The sequence below is a fragment of the Rhodococcus sp. NPDC057529 genome (assembly GCF_042802055.1).
Classification (GTDB): Bacteria; Actinomycetota; Actinomycetes; order Mycobacteriales; family Mycobacteriaceae; genus Rhodococcus_F.
Genome location: NZ_JBHVEY010000001.1, coordinates 275,193 through 291,623, shown reverse-complemented (window position 1 = coordinate 291,623; position 16,431 = coordinate 275,193). Strand labels below are relative to the sequence as shown.

Annotated in this window: 15 protein-coding genes; 9 read left to right on the top strand and 6 right to left on the bottom strand. The window is 67.7% G+C overall.

Going from position 1 to position 16,431, the window contains the following annotated elements; all coding sequences use genetic code 11:
- Positions 1–161: 161 nt before the first annotated feature.
- Genes ACFU5V_RS01350 through ACFU5V_RS01335 form a run of 4 tightly spaced genes read left to right on the top strand, consistent with a single transcriptional unit; the run spans position 162 to position 4,403 of the window.
- A complete protein-coding gene (locus ACFU5V_RS01350) occupies positions 162–1,019 on the top strand; it encodes an SDR family NAD(P)-dependent oxidoreductase (protein ID WP_378696227.1) in 858 nt (285 codons plus the stop codon).
- Between the two features lie 59 nt (positions 1,020–1,078).
- On the top strand, positions 1,079–2,677 hold the full coding sequence (locus tag ACFU5V_RS01345; RefSeq protein ID WP_378696225.1) for an amidohydrolase: 1,599 nt from the start codon (positions 1,079–1,081) through the stop codon (positions 2,675–2,677).
- A gap of 47 nt (positions 2,678–2,724) precedes the next feature.
- Complete coding sequence (locus tag ACFU5V_RS01340; RefSeq protein ID WP_378696223.1) at positions 2,725–3,147, top strand: ester cyclase; 423 nt, start codon at positions 2,725–2,727, stop codon at positions 3,145–3,147.
- 35 nt (positions 3,148–3,182) lie between these two features.
- On the top strand, positions 3,183–4,403 hold the full coding sequence (locus ACFU5V_RS01335) for an MFS transporter (RefSeq protein ID WP_378696221.1): 1,221 nt from the start codon (positions 3,183–3,185) through the stop codon (positions 4,401–4,403).
- Positions 4,404–4,436: 33 nt separating this feature from the next.
- Here ACFU5V_RS01335 and ACFU5V_RS01330 read toward each other — a convergent pair whose 3' ends face one another.
- Positions 4,437–5,405, bottom strand: coding sequence for a helix-turn-helix domain-containing protein (locus tag ACFU5V_RS01330; protein WP_378696219.1), 969 nt, complete (start codon positions 5,403–5,405; stop codon positions 4,437–4,439).
- Entirely contained in the window at positions 5,398–6,057 is a 660-nt protein-coding gene (locus ACFU5V_RS01325) for a TetR/AcrR family transcriptional regulator (protein WP_378696217.1), read from the bottom strand. Before ACFU5V_RS01325 ends, ACFU5V_RS01330 begins: the two co-directional genes overlap by 8 nt.
- A gap of 239 nt (positions 6,058–6,296) precedes the next feature.
- Between ACFU5V_RS01325 and ACFU5V_RS01320 the strand changes: the two genes are divergently transcribed.
- The 5 genes from ACFU5V_RS01320 to ACFU5V_RS01300 are packed head-to-tail and all read left to right on the top strand — an operon-like array spanning position 6,297 to position 12,077.
- Positions 6,297–7,607: a flavin monoamine oxidase family protein gene (locus ACFU5V_RS01320; protein WP_378696215.1), complete on the top strand. Its 1,311-nt coding sequence runs from the start codon at positions 6,297–6,299 to the stop codon at positions 7,605–7,607.
- Between the two features lie 2 nt (positions 7,608–7,609).
- Positions 7,610–7,918, top strand: coding sequence for a hypothetical protein (locus ACFU5V_RS01315; RefSeq protein WP_378696213.1), 309 nt, complete (start codon positions 7,610–7,612; stop codon positions 7,916–7,918).
- A 48-nt stretch (positions 7,919–7,966) separates the two neighbouring features.
- Entirely contained in the window at positions 7,967–9,451 is a 1,485-nt protein-coding gene (locus ACFU5V_RS01310) for an APC family permease (RefSeq protein WP_378696211.1), read from the top strand.
- Positions 9,448–11,562, top strand: coding sequence for an SRPBCC family protein (locus ACFU5V_RS01305; RefSeq protein WP_378696209.1), 2,115 nt, complete (start codon positions 9,448–9,450; stop codon positions 11,560–11,562). The genes ACFU5V_RS01310 and ACFU5V_RS01305 overlap by 4 nt, the downstream gene beginning before the upstream one ends.
- 47 nt (positions 11,563–11,609) lie before the next feature.
- Positions 11,610–12,077 carry an SRPBCC family protein gene (locus ACFU5V_RS01300; protein WP_378696207.1) on the top strand — a complete coding sequence of 156 codons (468 nt, stop codon included), beginning with the start codon at positions 11,610–11,612 and terminating at the stop codon, positions 12,075–12,077.
- Between the two features lies 1 nt (position 12,078).
- Here the strand turns inward: ACFU5V_RS01300 and ACFU5V_RS01295 are convergent, their stop codons facing one another.
- The 4 genes from ACFU5V_RS01295 to iolG are packed head-to-tail and all read right to left on the bottom strand — an operon-like array spanning position 12,079 to position 16,286.
- Complete coding sequence (locus ACFU5V_RS01295; RefSeq protein WP_378696205.1) at positions 12,079–13,032, bottom strand: sugar phosphate isomerase/epimerase family protein; 954 nt, start codon at positions 13,030–13,032, stop codon at positions 12,079–12,081.
- A 1-nt stretch (position 13,033) separates the two neighbouring features.
- Positions 13,034–14,194 carry a Gfo/Idh/MocA family protein gene (locus ACFU5V_RS01290; RefSeq protein ID WP_378696203.1) on the bottom strand — a complete coding sequence of 387 codons (1,161 nt, stop codon included), beginning with the start codon at positions 14,192–14,194 and terminating at the stop codon, positions 13,034–13,036.
- An 11-nt stretch (positions 14,195–14,205) separates the two neighbouring features.
- Positions 14,206–15,267 (bottom strand): Gfo/Idh/MocA family protein, encoded by a 1,062-nt coding sequence (locus ACFU5V_RS01285; RefSeq protein WP_378696201.1) that lies wholly within the window; start codon positions 15,265–15,267, stop codon positions 14,206–14,208.
- Entirely contained in the window at positions 15,264–16,286 is a 1,023-nt protein-coding gene (gene iolG, locus ACFU5V_RS01280; RefSeq protein ID WP_378696199.1) for an inositol 2-dehydrogenase, read from the bottom strand. Before iolG ends, ACFU5V_RS01285 begins: the two co-directional genes overlap by 4 nt.
- Between the last annotated feature and the right edge of the window lie 145 nt (positions 16,287–16,431).

Here is a 16,431-nt window from a genome sequence, read left to right as displayed (position 1 = left end):
GAGTCCTCCAGGATTCTTTTCATCTATCCACTTGACTAGTTGTACAGCACGGGGCATATTTGTGCCACCGATCACATCTATCCATCTGGATATTTGGCTCCTCTTCGCCAGCGGTTCGCTTCGACCGCACCCATGCCCTCGGCACGCAGAAGGACCCCACAATGACGAATACAGCGGACTACGAACCGCAGGCCACGCTCGCTGACCGGGAGGCGTCCGGCGCAGTCGCCATAGTCACCGGCGGCGGGAGCGGGATCGGTGCCGCCACCGCGCAGGCGCTCACTGCCGCCGGCTGGTCCGTTGCGATCTGCGGGCGGCGGGCGGACGCGCTCGAGCGGGTGGCCGACGCCACCGGGGCACATCCGATCGTCACCGACACCACCGACAAGGCCGCCGTTGCCCGCCTCGTCGAGAGCACCGTCACCCGTTTCGGGCGCCTGGACGGACTGGTCCTCAATGCCGGAGTCGTCCGCCCCGGGCCGGTCGGCGAATTGTCCGACAACGATTGGGCGGCGATGGTCGAGACCAACCTCACCGGGCCCTACCGCCTGCTGCACTCCGCCCTGCCGCACCTCGTCAGGAGCAGCGGGGCAGTAGTCGGGGTGTCCTCGGTCAGCGGGCTGCGCGCCTCGGGCGGAACCCCCGGCTACAACGCCACCAAGGCCGGACTGAGCATGCTGCTGCAGTCGGTCGCCGTCGACTACGGGCCGCGAGGAGTGCGCGCCAACGTCGTCTGCCCCGGTTGGACCCGCACCGAGATGGCCGACGAGGAAATGGCCGAACTCGGCGGTGAACGCGGCGTCGACGCGGAGCAGGCCTATCGCCTCGCCTCCGCACTCGTCCCGCTGCCTCGGCCCGCGTATGCCGCCGAAGTTGCCGCCACCATTGCGTGGCTGCTCTCCCCCGCCGCCTCCTATGTCAACGCCGCCGTGCTGCCGGTGGACGGCGGGCACAGCGCGGTCGACGTCGGCACCGTCGCCCTCGACCCACGATTCTCACTCGCCGTCTCCATGTCCTGACGGACCACAGTGCGAACGGCTCAACTCGACGCCCCTACCCACGATGGAAAGAAGAACCGATGCCTACCGCGTTGCTCAACGGCCGCATCTACACCGTCGACCCGGCCGCACCCTGGGTGCAGGCCGTTCTGGTCGACAACGGCGTCTTCACGGTCGTCGGGTCCGACGACGACGTCCGTGACGCCGCCCCGGACGGTACCGAATTCGTCGACCTCGACGGCCGCATGGCGATGCCCGGACTGCACGATGCCCACACCCATCTGCTGTTCAGCGGGTTGAAGTTTCGCTACGAGGCCCGCCTGACACCGGGTGGCTCCCCGAAGGAGATCGTGCACGACCTCGGTCACTGCAGATGCGCCGACCTCGTCGACGAGGACGTGCAGCCGTGGATCGTCGGCGGCGAGTTCGTTCCTGCCGACTTCGCCGGGGGAGAACTGGACCGCACATTCCTCGACGAAGCGTTTCCCGATCAGCCGGTGTTTCTGTACGACTACACCATTCACCACGCCCTGGCCAACTCCACCGCACTCGCCCTCGCCGGGCTCTCCGACGACTCGGTGGACCCACCTGGTGGCCGACTGGTCCGCCGGGAAGGGACGAACGAGCTGACCGGGGAACTCGTCGAGCAGGCCCGCTGGCCCGTCATGCGCGCCATGTCCGATTACCGTGCCGACATCTATCGTGACGCGGTCGCCTGGGCGGCGTCGGTGTGCCATCGGTACGGCATCACGTCCGTCCAGGAGGCCTCCGCGTCTCCGCAGGCGCTCGCGGCCTACCGGGACCTCGACCGGGACGGCGCACTGAACTTGCACGTTGCCGCGCACCTGGTCTGGAAGGAGGAGGGTTTCGGCATGGCCGATACCGCCGAACTCGACCGCACCATCGCCGAACGGGCGACGTTCACCAGTGAGCATCTGGATACCGGACGCATCAAGATCTGGCTCGACGGGTCGCCCCTGCCGCCGCACATGACACAGGCGGACCTCGACGCCGACGGCCGCGTCGACCCCACCAACATTCTCGTCGACGAAGATCAACTCACCGAGGTGCTACGCGGATTCGACGCGGCCGGGTTGTCGGTGAAAATTCATTGCGCCGGTGCGGGTTCCGTGCGCGCCGCACTCGACGCCTTCGAGACCGTCCGCCAGACCAACGGCACGCGCGGCCCGGCCCACGAGATCGCGCACTGCCCGTTCATCCACGACGACGACTACACGCGATTCGGCCGGCTCGACGTGATCGCCGAGATGTCGCCCGCGATCTGGCACCTCGACATTCCCGGGCACGACGATGCATTCAAATTCCGCACCATCCTCGACTCGGGCGCCACGATGACCGTTGGCTCGGACTGGATCATCACCCCGAATCCGAACCTGTTCCCTGCCCTGCAGGGCATGCTGCAACGCGGAGACGAGGCCGTCGATCTCGCCACCGCTGTGCATCTGATGACCCTCGGCGGCGCACGGGTCGTCGGTCGCGACCACGTGCAGGGCACGATCACCCACGGGAAGTCCGCCGATCTGATCGTGCTCGACCGCAACATCTTCGAGGTCCCGACCGAGCAGGTCGGATCGACGCAGGTGCTGCGGACCCTCTTCGAGGGGCGCACCGTCTTCGACGCCGAAACATCGACCGCCACCGATCTGCATCAGCTCTGAGCTGAGTACACCCCTACCGACCGTTGACCAATCCTGGAGGACCCACCGTGTCCAATCCCGATTTCGACACCATCGCAGCCTTGTACGAGGCGTGGAACACCCGAGACATCGCGGCCTGGGTCGATTCCTTCACCCCCGACGCCACTTGGACGAACCTGCCCACCGGAGAGACCCATGCGGGCCACGACGGGATGGCGGACAACTACCGGCACTGGGACGGGCCGTTCCGCGACGGAACGTGCGAGAAGCTGACCTTCGCGGGGGGTGACGGTCTTGTCGTCACGGAGTTCGTCGCCGTCGGCACCCACACCGGCCCCCTCTCGACCCCGGACGGAGACGACATCCGCCCCACCGGTCGCACACTGTCGGTTCCCTTCTGCGACATCCACCGGGTCGAGAACGGCCGGATCGCTTCGACCCGGCGGTATTGGGATCAGCTCACCGTCCTCACCCAGCTCGGACTGCACTAAGCCTGGACTTCCCTCCACTCACGAAGGACCACCCGATGCCTCACACTCTCGACGGTCGACGCACTCCCTTCGACAGCACCGATCCCAACTCCAGGGGTCGCGTGGCACTGATCGTTCTCTTCTCGTCCGTTGTCGGCATGCTCCTGCTGATGGCTCCCGCCGTGGCCAGTCAGCTCCAACTTCAGCTGGGACTGAATCCCTCGCAGACGGGTGACTTGTTCTCGGCCGAACTCGGTGCGATGAGCTTCGCCTCGATCCCCGCACTGTGGTGGATGAAGAAATTCAACATCAGGACGATGTCCACGATCTTCGGCGTGATCTTCATCGCCGGCAACATCAGCTCCGCGTACATCGACGATTACGGCACCCTGCTCGCCGTACGCTTTCTCACCTCCCTCGCGGGCGGGTCGTTGATGGTCCTGTGCATGTCGCTCGCCGCCCGGACCCGCGACCGCAACCGCGTGTACGGACTGTGGGTGATGGGGCAATTGTCCTTCGGGGCGATCGGATTGGCCGTGCTTCCGCACTTCTTCGACAACTTCGGAATCGGCGTCGTGTACTGGACCCTCGCCGTGCTGATGATCCTCGTTCTGCCGCTCGCACGATTCCTGCCGGAGCGTAACGTCACGGCCGACCATACCGGCACAGAAGAGACCAAACCGACGCACAACTATGTACTGCGCGCCGCACTCGGACTCGTCGCCGTGCTCGCCTTCTACGTGAGCCTCAGCGGAATCTGGACGTTCGTCGGCGGCGTTGCCGCGGCATCCACCATCGGCACCGAAACCTCGAGTTCGATCCTGTCGATCGCCACCGTCCTGGGTATCGCCGGTTCCGCGCTGGCCACTGTCCTGGGCGCCCGGCCGAGCACGAGAACCAATCTCCTCGTCGGGTACGTGGCGATGACGCTGTCGGTCGGCCTGCTCGCCGGAATGCCCGGGCTGCTCCGGTTCACCGTTGCAGCACTCCTTTTCAAGTTCACCTGGACGTTCATCCTCCCCTACATCATGTCCACCCTGTCGGGCCTGGACCGGTCGGGGCGAGTGGTGAACCTCGCCAACATCGCAATCGGCGGCGGCTTCGCGATCGGCCCGTTCATGGGAGGCCGCCTCGTCGAGAGCGCAGGCGGATACGGAACGTTGATCGCAGTCAGTGCTGCGGGACTGGTCCTGTCGCTGGCACTGATCATGGCCGCGCAACCCCGGCGGATCGCCGCGCCTGTCGTCACCACCCCGGTTCCGCAGATGGCCGAGTAGCGGACAACAAACAATGCTGCTGAACAAGCACTTTCAGCCGAGAGCCTGATCGAGGGCACCGCCGGCAGACCGATAGCGGCCGGCGGTGACTCCGAAACGCGCCTTGAACAACCTCGAGAAGTGCGCCGGGTCGGAGAACCCCCAGCGCGCTCCCACCGCGGCCACCGGGAGGTGGCAAAGTCGCGGGTCGAGGAGATCTCGCCGGCACTGCTCGAGTCGGCGTTCCCGGATCCACCCGCCCACAGGGGTGCCGTCCGCCTCGAAGATCTTCTGCAGATGCCGCACCGAAATATGATGCGCGGCAGCGACCATCGTAGTATCGAGGCCCGGATCCGACAGGTGATCGTCGATGAACGCACCGACCCGAACGCGGAGCGCTGTATGCCGCGATTCGAGCGACAGACTGTCGGTGATCTGCAGCTGTTCGGCAAATGCCGCGGCGAGCACATCGAGGACCGCGTCGTTGAGATGCACCGCCACCGCGGGCGCGGTATCGAAGACCCGCTCCCCCAGATCCTTGACGAACGGAGCGACCAGCGCGCCCATGCCCTGGCGGCCGGAGATCCTCCGCGCCGTGAGCTCGGCTATTCCTGTGGGCGGGACCCGCAGCAGCTCGCGCGGGAACATCATGACCAGCATCCGGAACCGGTCGTCGAACGAGAGTTGATAGGGCCTCGTCGTGTCGTAGATCGCGAAGTCACCCGGCGTCAACGCCGCCTCGCGGTCGTCCTGCGTCAGCACGCAGTAGCCGCGGACTTGCAACCCCACCTTGTAGAAGCCCGGATCGCTCGCGCGGATCGTCCTCGGTGTGCGGCGCACGGTGTGCGCCGAGGCGACAACCTCGGCAACCTGGACCTGACCGAGGGAGGTGCCGTGGATGTAGCCCTCGAAATCGGTGTCCGGGGCAATCGACGTCTCCAGGGGGACGAAGCTGTCGATCACCGAGGCTCGGAACGTGTCGAGATCGACGGATCGATTCCGACGTTCGACGATCTCACCCATAGGTGACTCGCTCCTCGATAGCGGAGCGCAGGTGCTCCGTCGGCTTCGACGAAGACGGCGATGCTTCTCGCCCGGATCTGCTCTGCTGGAGCAGGGCTCGCAGATGCGTGAGGGATCGTTCGGTCAACTCGGGGCAGCCGATGGTGATGTGATGGAAAACCAGGCCGTCGGCGGCCGCATAGATCAGGTGGCTCAAGGCGGGGTCGGGGTCCATCCCGGCGCACTCGAGTTCGAACTGGAGCCCATCGATGTACGCCTGGTAGATCGACTCGACGTACGGGCGCAGTTCCGGCCGGCGTCGGCACTCGAGGATCAGCTCGTACTGGAAGGCTTGATCGTCGGGGTTGTTCTCCACCATCCTCACCAACCCGGCGAAGACGGCGTCGAGATCACCACTTCCCGGACGGGTGCTGATAGAGGTCACGCTGTTGTCCAGGGAGAACTGCAGCGCCGCTTCGAGGAGCGCATCGCGAGAGCCGAAGTGATGGGCCACCAACCCGTGAGCGACGCCGGCCTCGCGCGCCACCGCCCGGTACGTCAATTTCCGGAGTCCCTGCTCGGCGACCACACGCACGGCCGCTGACAGGAGGGCGGTGCGGCCCTCTCCGTAGCGGGGCGCCTGACGGGCGGGGTCTTCCTGCGAGCTGCTCATCGTGGTCATTCTCCGATTCTGTACGCGGTCGTCGCCAACCTGGGCCGTTCCGGACCCTGCGAAGAAATTTCTCCCTGTCCACTTGACCAGTTTCTCCACGAGGTGCATTGTATGTGCCATAAGTCACTGCTGTCCAGATGGACAGTTCTCGGCCGGGCGGAAACCCCCCATGGCACCCGCGCTCGCCCGACCCACTGCCGCGGCAACGAATTCGTCCTTCACTTCTCAGGAGTACTGACATGCATTACGACACCGACGTGATCGTCGTCGGCGGTGGATTCGCCGGAATCACCGCCGCCCGGGAACTGACCCGACAAGGTGTGCGAACCGTCGTCCTCGAAGCACGCGACCGCATCGGGGGGCGCACCTGGACCCGCGACACCACCCTCGGGCGGGCGCTGGACATGGGCGGCACCTGGGTGCACTGGATCCAACCGCACGTGTGGGCCGAGATCAGCCGCTACAACCTGGACCTGGTCGCCAGCCCCGAACTCGACACCGCCTACTGGCGGGTCGGCGACGAGGTCCGCACCGGGACCGCCGACGCCATGCTCGATCTACTCGACGCATCGATGACCGAGGTCCTCGCCGAGTCCCGCCGGATTCTGCCCCAGCCGTACGACTATTTTCCGCTCTCCGAGGAGTTGAAGACCCTCGACCAGGTCAGCGTGGCCGACAAGATCGCCGGGCTCGACCTCGACCCGCAGCAACGCGCCCTCCTCGACGGCATGTGGGCACTGAACTTCAGCGGCGACCCCGCCCGCAGCGGTTACACCCAGGCCCTGCGCTGGTGTGCCCTCTCCGGCGGCGACTGGAAACTGATGTTCGAGGCATGCGCCACCTACAAAATCGCCCACGGAACCAAGTCGCTTCTCGACGCGATCGCCGCCGACGCGACCGGCGCCGACATCCGCCTGAACACCACCGTCACCAGCATCGACGAAACAGCCGACGGGGTCACCGTCACCTGCGGCGAGGGAACCAGCCTGCGCGGCAGAAGGGTGGTGATCACCGTGCCGCTCAACATTCTGGGCAGCATCACCGTCACCCCCGGCCTCGGCCATGGCCTCGAGGCGGTCGCCGCCGAGGGGCAGGCATCCAGCGGAGTGAAGGTCTGGATCCGCGTCAAGGGCGACATCGGGAAGTTCGCCGCCCTGGCCGACAGCGACGCCGTCCTGAACTTCGCACAGTACGAGTACCCGGTGGACGGCGACAGCCTGATCGTGGCCTTCGGACCCCGGTCCGGACTCATCGACCTCACCGACGCCCGCGCCGTGGAAACCGAACTACGCAAGTGGCGCCCCGACCTCGAGGTCGTCGCCGTCGACGCCCACGACTGGACCGCGGACCCGCTGTCGGGCGAAACGTGGCCGATGCTGGCCCCGCATCAACTCGACGCCGTCGCCCACGCCGCCCGCGACACCACCCGCCGAATCCGACTCGCCGGCAGCGACTACGCCCGCGGCTGGGCCGGATTCATCGACGGCGCCATCGAATCCGGGCTGCAAACCGCCCGGCACCTCGTCACCGAACTCGAAAGCGAGAACTGACCATGAGCTACTGCGTCGAACTTGTCCGATTCACCGTCGCCGACGCCGATGTCGACACCTTTCTCGAACGCCGACAGGAGGCGATCAAGGAGGTCAAGGCAGCCCATCCCGCGCTGTGGTCGGTGCCGCTGTGCTCGCGGAGGACGGACGGGACATGGATCGACGTCTGGATCTACGACACCGAGGACGCCGCCGATGCCGCCAACGCCGACGTGGAGAACCTGCCGAAGTTCCTGGCGATGGCGGCACTGATCGACAACGTCGAGATCGAGGCCACCGAGATGCCCACCGGCGCCGTCAGCCCGATCTGACCCCCGACAGCCCCTCCCCCATCCACCTCCCCGTTTCGAGGTAAACCCATGTCCGACAACACCATATCCCCGGCACACTCCACCGAGTCCCATCCCCCCAAGACCCTGCGCTGGTACGACGGGTTCATGCTCGCCCTGCCGATCGCCAACGGCCTGTTCGTCTCCGTCGGGTACGCAATCGGCGCCATCGGCGCCGTCCCCGCGGCGGCGATCTGCGTGCTGCTGTCAGTGGTGGCCCTCTGCCAGAACAAGCTGTTCGCCGAAATGGCCGCCATGTTCGCCGACAAGGCCGGCGGTGTGGCGATGTTCGCGGCCGAAGGCTGGAAGCGATACTTCACCCCCATCGCCCCGATCGCCGCCTTCGGCTACTGGTGCGGCTGGGCGCTGGTGCTCTCGCTCGTCGGTCTGACCATCGGTCAACTCGTGGCAGCGCAATGGTTCCCCGGCAACACCTGGACGCTGTTCACTCTCGGCAACGTCGCCTTCGGCCTACCCCATGCGATCTCGGCGTGCACCGTCGTCGCGTGCACCGCGCTGAACGTGCTCGGCATCCGCGTCGCGCTGCGCTTCAACCAGGTCATCGGCGTCGCCTTCGTCGTCGTGCTCCTCGCGCTGGCGATCGGGCCGTTCGCCTCCGGGCAGTGGTCGACCGCCAATCTGACCTCCCACCTGGACGGGAACTGGACGGCCTTCGTCGTGTGGCTCTACGTGTCCGCATGGGCGATCTACGGGTCCGAACTGTGCGCGGTCTTCGCCCCGGAATACCGCGACACCACCCGGGACACCTCCCGCGCCCTGACGTCGATCGCCCTGTTCATGGTCGGCGCCTACACCATCGTCCCGATCGCTACCGCCGGGCAGCTGACCGAGGACGAGTTCCTCGCCAACCCGATCACCTACGGCATCGTCAGCATCGGGCACATCTCCGGTGGACTGTCCGGGCTGATCACCGTCATCCTCTGCGGTGCACTGTTTCTGAGCATGGTCTCCTCCTCCGCCGACGCCGGCCGCGCCCTCTATGGACTCTCGGCGGACAAGATGTCGATTACCCAACTCGACCAACTCAACTCCCGCGGCGTGCCCAGCCGCGCACTGTGGGCGACGATGGTCGTCAACCTCGGCATCCTGGCCTTCGTCGGCAACCCGGTCGCCATCCTCATCGCCAGCAACCTCGGTTACATCCTGGCCATCACCCTCGCGGTGATCGCGTTTCTGCTGCTGCGCAAGGACCGCCCCGACTGGCCCCGCCCGATCCGGCTGCCGAGTATCTGGATCCCGATCGCCGTCGTCGTCGCCGCCTTCAACCTGATCATCCTCGTCGTCGGCGCCCTCAACCCCGGGCTGAGCTATGTCGGCAGCGTCAAAGAGGTGTTCCTCGGCCTGGCCCTGCTCCTGATCGGAGTCGTCCTGTTCGTCTACCGCAAACTCGTCCAGGATCGGGTTCCGCTGACCCTGCGCGAACCCGCAGAGAATCCGCCGGTACCCACACAAACACAGACATCGGACCCCACCCCGGCTGAAGGATTGCGATGACCAACCTGACCCCACCCCGACATGCCCCCGACAGTGTCACCGCATCGTTGGACGCCGGCTGGCAACTGCCGGCCGCCATGTACTCCGACCCCGATACGTTCGAGGCCGAGAAGGAACTGATCTTCTCGAAGGCCTGGCAGTACGTCGGCCCCGAACGGGAACTCGCCGAGCCCGGCGCGTATCTCACCGCGCAACTCGGCGATCTTCCCGTCGTCGTTGTCCGCGATCGCGACGGCGCCCTGCACGGGCACGTCAACGTCTGCCGCCACCGCCTGCATCCCGTCGCCGAAGGGAGCGGCTGCCGGCAGCTGTTCCAATGCCGCTACCACGGATGGACCTACACCCACGACGGGTCACTGCGCTCGGCGCCGGGCCTGCAGAACGAGGATGCCTTCGACCGGCAGACCCTGGGACTGCGACCGGTGCAGGTCGACACCTTTCACGGCTTCGTCTTCGCCAACCCCGACATCGAAGCTGCACCGCTGCACGAGTTCCTGACCGGCGCCCACGAGGTGATCGACGAACTGGACTTCGATTTCGCGGACTGGGAGTTCAGCGGCACCTACACCTACGACATCCCGGCGAACTGGAAGCTGTTCACCGAGAACGCCCTCGAGTGCTACCACTGCCCATTGGTCCACCAGGACACCTACGCCACCGTCTTCGACACCACCACCAAGAACTACCTCTGCACAGAGTTCGAGAACGTCGCGGTCCAGGTCGCGGCGCCCACTGCGGTGACCGAACGGCTCGCCGAGCGTGCCGAACTGGACGGCTTCCGGCTGCTGTACCTGTGGCCGGTGACGTTCCTGTCCGTCGACGACTTCATCGGGATCATCGCCCGCACGATACCGACGGGCTCACACGGCAGTCGGTTCGTCGTCGACACGTTCGTCAAACCCGGCACCGACCCGAAGGTGCTGGGGCAATGGCTCGACGTCTACGACCGCACCTTCGACGAAGACAAGACAGTCGTCGCCGCCCAGCAGGGCGGATACGACTCCGGCGCGGTCCCGCAGGGCCGGTTGATGACCAATTGCGAGTCGTCCATCGCCATGTTCCAACGCAGAACCTGGCAGGCCATGGCCGCCACTCACACCGCCGTCCGCCGGCGCCCGGCAGTGTCCGCGTCGGTGACCGAAGTACCGGCGAGTCCGCCTGTCCCCCGACGCACGCTGTGGGAGGCCGACCTGGTGGTCGAGGCCGTAGAAACCGAAGCCGACGGCGTCGTCTCCCTCACCCTCACACCACCCGCCGGGGTCACGCTCCCCACCTGGGAGCCGGGCGCTCATATCGACCTGTGCCTGAGCGACACCCTGACTCGTCAATACTCTCTGTGCGGCGACCCCCACGACCACGACAGGTGGCGCGTCGCCGTCCTGCGCGAACCCCGCTCCCGCGGAGGATCGGCGCACGTGCACGACCACCTCGCGGTCGGCGCATCGATCCGCGTTCGTGGCCCTCGCAACCACTTCCGCATGCCCGACGCCGAGTCGTACGTCTTCGTCGCCGGTGGCATCGGCATCACCCCGATCCTGCCGATGATCGAGGACGCCGAGCGACGCGCACAACCGTGGAAGCTGCTCTACGGCGGACGAACCCGATCGTCGATGGCCTTTCTGTCGCGCCTCGAACGCCACGGAGACAAGGTCCTCGTCAGCCCGCAGGACACCGACGGGCTTCTCGACCTCGAAGCGTTCCTCGGTTCCGCGGATCCGGGCACGACGGTCCTGGCCTGTGGGCCCGCGCCGCTCCTCGACGCGCTCGCTGCCGCGTGCAGCGCCGCAGACCTCACGCTTCAGACCGAACGTTTCAGCGCCCCGGCCCAGCACGACGAGATCGATACCGCATTCGAGGTCGTACTCGCCCGCAGCGGCGCCATCCTGCACGTCGAGCAGAACCGCTCCATCCTCGACGTGGTCCGCGAGCACGGGGTCCCGGTGCTCTCGTCGTGCCGGGAAGGGCTGTGCGGCACCTGCGAAACACCGGTCCTCGACGGCAGGCCCGAGCACCGCGACACCGTCCTGACCGGCGACGAGCGCGAGCGTGGCGACACCATGATGATCTGCGTATCGCGGTGCACGTCCGACCGACTGGTACTCGATCTGTGAATCGAAATGCCTCTGCCGGGCGGGAACCCCGCCCTAGACTCGGCCCCATGGGAAGGACCGACCGCGCCAGCCGGGTGATCGCGGCATCACCGACGACCGTGTACGACGCCCTGCTCGATCGGGAATCCGTCGAGGCCTGGCTGCCGCCGGAGGGCATGCGGGGTCGGATCGAGCGGTGGGACCCTCGGCCGGGTGGCGGGTTCCGGATGGTCCTCACCTACCTCGATCCCGCCGACAGCCCCGGCAAGAGTTCGGCGGCGACGGATGTCGTCGACGTCGGGTTCGCTGCCCTGGTGCCGCCGGAGCGGGTGGTGCAGCAGGCGGTGTTCGAGGCCGACGACCCGTCGTTCGCGGGCATCATGACGATGACCTGGCACCTCACCGCCACCGGTGACGGAACCGAGGTGACCGTCACCGCCACGGACGTGCCACCGGGCATCAGCCAAGCGGACCACGAGGCCGGCATCGCGTCCTCGCTTGCCAACCTGGCGTCGTATGTCGAAGTCTCCGGCTGACTTACCCGGTGACCGTCGCTGCGCTGCGAGCGCGTTCGAGGGTGTCGACGGCGAGGGCGACGGACTCGCGCTGGCCGAGGGTGTAGTCCTCGTTCTCGATCGAGAGCGGTCCGGAGTAGCCCGCGTCCCGGAGCGCGTAGACGAACGCGGCCCAGAATTCGACTCCCTGTGGGTGGCCGGTGCCGACCGCCACGTAGTTCCAGGCCCGCTCCCCGGTCCGCTCGTTGGGGGTGGTCTCGAGCCGTGACGCGACGGCGGCACGGTCTTCCATGCGGGTGTCCTTGGCGTGCACGTGGTGGATCGCACCGGTGAGCGCGCCGATCGCGGCGATCGGATCGGCTCCCATCCACATCAGATGGGAGGGATCGAAGTTCGCGCCGAGCGTGTCGCCGACGGCCTCACGCAGGCGCAGCAGTCCCGGCACGCTGTATACGAGTTGGTTGGCGTGCATCTCGATCGCCAACCGGACCCCGCGCCGTCGGGCCTCGTCGGCGATCCGGCCCCAGTAGTCGACGGCGACCGACCACTGGTGGTCGAGCAGTTCCAGATTCTCCGGCGGCCACACCGTCGTGATCCAGGCCGGAAAGCGGTCGCCGGGTGCCGCCGGTAGACCCGACATCGCCACCACGGTGTCGACCTCGAACTCCTCTGCCAAGTGCAATGCGCTGCGCAGGATGTGGTCGTCGGCGGCGCCGTTCACCGGGTGCAGCGGATTGCCCGCGGCGTTGAGGGCTTCGAATCGCAGACCGCGGGACGTGATGTCGCGCTGCAACCCCGCCCGGGCGCCGGGGTCTGCGAGCAGTTCGGCCAGGTCTGCGTGCGGGGCGGGCGACCACCCGCCGTGGTGGCCGCCGAGACCGATCTCGACGGTCTCGATCCCGAGTTCGGCTGCGGTGTCGAGGGCTTCGGCGCGAGTCAGCGTCGACAGGCTGTCGGTGAGCAGGCCGATCTGCATGTCAGACTCCTTCGGGGGTGAGGCCGAACAGGCTCCGGCGACGGACCGGGGACGTTTCGGGGACGTCGAGGTCGGCGAGACCGATGACACCGCGGCGGTGGGTGGGACCATCGACGGGCAGCGGGAGGCCGATGGTGGTGCCGAGCGCCGCGGACGTATATGCGGCGACGGTGGCTTCGAGGGTGCGCAGCGCGTCCCGTCCGGGTGCGGCCGGGGCCCGCCCGGAGTTCACGGCGTCGGCGAAGTCGACGACGGTCGAGTGCAGCGCCGCGGAGATCAGCGGGGCGAGTTCCTGACCGGCAGGGACGTCGACGGTTTCGGTGCCGGTCTCGGTGGTGAGGGTCATCGATTCGAACGGCGCCCACGGCATGGTGCCCTCGTCGCGGTACCGCAGGACGAGGCGTCCCTTTCTGCCGGTGATCCGGATCCCACCGGGCCCGTGGCCCCAGCCGATGTTGACCAGCGCCGCACGGTCGGCGGTTTCGAGGCGGCACAGGGCCAGTCCCTCCACGGCGTCGCCGGGGGTGGCCGCGTCGACGTACGCCGAGACCCGTTCGACGGGTTCGACGACGAGGTGCTCGGCGAGGTAGACCCCGTGCAGCATGTCCATCAGCACTCCGCCACCGGCGGCGGCCGGGTCGTGGCGCCACTGCGGGCGGTATCCGGCGGCACCGGGCGAGTCGACGACACCGAGCATGTCGACGACGACGCCCCGCACCTCGCCGATCGTCCCGCTGTCGATGAGTGTGCGGGCGGCGACGATCTCGGGGAAGAACAGGTAGTTGTGCACCACCCCGAGCACGACGCCGGCGGCGTCGGCCGCCTCGACCATGGCCGCGGCGTCGGCAGGGGTTGCAGCCAAGGGCTTTTCGCACAGGACGTGCTTGCCGGCGGCAGCTGCGGCGACCACCAGGTCGCGGTGCAGGTGCTGCGGGGTGCACACGTCGACGACGTCGACGTCGTCGCGGGCGAGCAGTTCGAGGGCGTCGGCGTGCACCTGGTGCGGTGCGAGTCCGGTACTCGCACGGCCGAGTTCGAGCCGCTCGGGCGTGGGGTCGGCCAGCGCGGTGATGGTGAACTGTTCCGGAGCGGCCTGGTAGGCGGGGACGTGGAAGTTCAGGGCGACGTTGCCGCATCCGACGATTCCGACACGCATGGTCATTCGATCTCTCCTCAGGAGCGTGCCGTCAGCGCGGGGTCTGCGACTGACGGGGCGGGGGTGACGGGCCTGCCGAGTTCGGCGGCCCGGCGGACGGCGTCCACGACGGCGGCCTGATCGATCGCGTCGGCGCGGCCGAAGAGCGGGGTCTCGCCGTGGCGGATGGCGTGGGAGGCGGCGTCGAACTCGATGCGGTACGCGTCGGTGTTCTCCGGGTCCTCGGCGTGGGTCAGCGCGTAGTTGTCGTCGGGGTCGACGTCCATGCGGCGGGTGTGGCCGTCGATTTCGAGTTCGATGTAGCCGGGGCGGCACAACCAGGGGTCGGGGACGGTGATCTTGCCCTTCGTGCCGATGACCTCGAGTTCGTCGCGGCGCGGGAAGTCCAGTGCGACATCGAGTTGAGCGAGGACGTCGTCGGGCATCTCCAGGGTGGCGGCCAGGCGCAGATCGCCGCCTTCGGCGCCGGGGGCGGTGTCGAGGACGCGGGCGGCGTGCACCCGGGTGGGGTGCCCGGCGAGCAGCCGGATCGCGCTGACGCAGTAGCAGCCCAGGTCCAGGGACGCTCCCCCGCCGAGGGCGGTGGTGCGCCGGATGTCTCCGGGGTCGACCGACACGGTCAACGCGGCGCGCACGTGCGCGAGCCGGCCGATCGCGCCGTCGGCGATCAGGCGCTGCACCAGCCGAGTCTGCGGGTGGTGCCGGTACATCAGGCCCTCGATGCACAACCGGTCGGCGGCCTCGGCGGCATCGAAGCATCGCTCGGCGTCGGCGGCGGTGACCGCGAACGGCTTCTCGCACAACACGTGCTTGCCGGCCTCGAGCGCCTTGACGGTCCACTCGGTGTGCATCGAGATCGGCACCGGGATGTACACGGCCTCGACGTCGTCGCAGGCGAGCACTTCCTCGTAGGAGCCGAAGCTGGTGGGAACGCCGATCTCGTCGGCATAGCGACGTGCCCGGCCGGCGTCGCGGCCGCCGACGGCGACCAGTTCCGCGTGCGGCGAGGACGCCATCGCGGCGGCGGCCACCCGGCCGATCCCCGCGGTCGAGAGCATTCCCCAGCGGACCGCGCTCATCGCCGTCCCCCTGCCGTGGTCGCGGCGGCCGCGTCGACGGCGACCGCACGCCCGGTCCGCAGGCTCTCCTCGGCCGCGTCGGCCAGCACCAGTGCGGCGCGGCCGTCCTCGAATCCGGGTTCGGGCGCCGAGTCGTCGAGAATCGACTGCACGAAGTGGTCGAGCTCGGCACGATAGGCCGGGGTGTAGCGGTCCAGGAAGAAGTCCAGGTAAGGGGCCGCGCTCTCGGTGCTCTGCGCGGTGAACGCGCGCACCCCGTCCGGGCGCAGGTTGTCCACGGACAGCATCCCGAGCGACCCGAAGGCCTCGAGGCGCTGGTCGTAGCCGAACGTGCAGCGGCGGCTGTTGGTGATGTGGCACAGCGCCCCGTCGGCGCCGCGCAGCGTCACCACCGCCCCGTCGATGTCGCCGAGTTCGGCGATGTAGTCGGCGACCAGGTTGCTGCCCATCGCCGAGACCTCGACGACGTCGCCGAGGAAGAACCGTGCCATGTCGAAGTCGTGAATCGTCATGTCGCGGAACAACCCTCCCGAGCCGGCGAGGTATGCGGCAGGAGACGGCGCCGGGTCCCGGCTGACGATGATCAGCTGCTCGAGCCGGCCGATCTCCCCGCCCGCCACCCGCTCGCGCACCGCGCGGAACGAGGGGTCGAAGCGGCGATTGAATCCGACCATCACCCTCGACTCGGCCGCCCCGATGCGCGTGCGGCATTCGTCGACCCGCGCCAGGTCGAGGTCGATCGGCTTCTCGCACAGCACGGCCTTGCCTGCCTCCACCGCCCGCGCGAGCAGGTCGACGTGGGTCGGTGTGGGCGACGCGACGACCACCGCGTCAATGGCCGGGTCGGCGAGCACGGCGTCGACGTCGGAGCCGGGAACACCGCCGAACCGGTCGGCCACCTCACGGGCGGACGCCTCCACGGCGTCGCAGACCCGGGTGAGTTCGGCCCGCGGATGCAGCGCGATCGACTCGGCGTGGACGCGTCCGATGCGCCCGCATCCGATCAGGGCGAAGTGCATGGAATTCTCCTACTTAGATCGTTCTAAACGGCGTGGTTCTCACAGTATGTGTGGGTTGGGTCTCACCCGTCAAGAGGAAATTTAGATCGTTCTATACTGGGAACCGCTGCGGCGGGAAATTCCTGCCGCGGACAGCGCTGGGAGG

What these genes read in the sequence shown, in the direction of transcription:
- ACFU5V_RS01290 (WP_378696203.1), bottom strand. Translation starts at nt 14,194, where the DNA reads ATGACCATGCGTGTCGGAATCGTCGGATGCGGCAACGTCGCCCTGAAC.
- ACFU5V_RS01285 (WP_378696201.1), bottom strand. Translation starts at nt 15,267, where the DNA reads ATGAGCGCGGTCCGCTGGGGAATGCTCTCGACCGCGGGGATCGGCCGG.
- ACFU5V_RS01345 (WP_378696225.1), top strand. Translation starts at nt 1,079, where the DNA reads ATGCCTACCGCGTTGCTCAACGGCCGCATCTACACCGTCGACCCGGCC.
- ACFU5V_RS01325 (WP_378696217.1), bottom strand. Translation starts at nt 6,057, where the DNA reads ATGAGCAGCTCGCAGGAAGACCCCGCCCGTCAGGCGCCCCGCTACGGA.
- ACFU5V_RS01350 (WP_378696227.1), top strand. Translation starts at nt 162, where the DNA reads ATGACGAATACAGCGGACTACGAACCGCAGGCCACGCTCGCTGACCGG.
- ACFU5V_RS01315 (WP_378696213.1), top strand. Translation starts at nt 7,610, where the DNA reads ATGAGCTACTGCGTCGAACTTGTCCGATTCACCGTCGCCGACGCCGAT.
- ACFU5V_RS01320 (WP_378696215.1), top strand. Translation starts at nt 6,297, where the DNA reads ATGCATTACGACACCGACGTGATCGTCGTCGGCGGTGGATTCGCCGGA.
- ACFU5V_RS01305 (WP_378696209.1), top strand. Translation starts at nt 9,448, where the DNA reads ATGACCAACCTGACCCCACCCCGACATGCCCCCGACAGTGTCACCGCA.
- ACFU5V_RS01335 (WP_378696221.1), top strand. Translation starts at nt 3,183, where the DNA reads ATGCCTCACACTCTCGACGGTCGACGCACTCCCTTCGACAGCACCGAT.
- ACFU5V_RS01330 (WP_378696219.1), bottom strand. Translation starts at nt 5,405, where the DNA reads ATGGGTGAGATCGTCGAACGTCGGAATCGATCCGTCGATCTCGACACG.
- ACFU5V_RS01300 (WP_378696207.1), top strand. Translation starts at nt 11,610, where the DNA reads ATGGGAAGGACCGACCGCGCCAGCCGGGTGATCGCGGCATCACCGACG.
- ACFU5V_RS01310 (WP_378696211.1), top strand. Translation starts at nt 7,967, where the DNA reads ATGTCCGACAACACCATATCCCCGGCACACTCCACCGAGTCCCATCCC.
- iolG (WP_378696199.1), bottom strand. Translation starts at nt 16,286, where the DNA reads ATGCACTTCGCCCTGATCGGATGCGGGCGCATCGGACGCGTCCACGCC.
- ACFU5V_RS01295 (WP_378696205.1), bottom strand. Translation starts at nt 13,032, where the DNA reads ATGCAGATCGGCCTGCTCACCGACAGCCTGTCGACGCTGACTCGCGCC.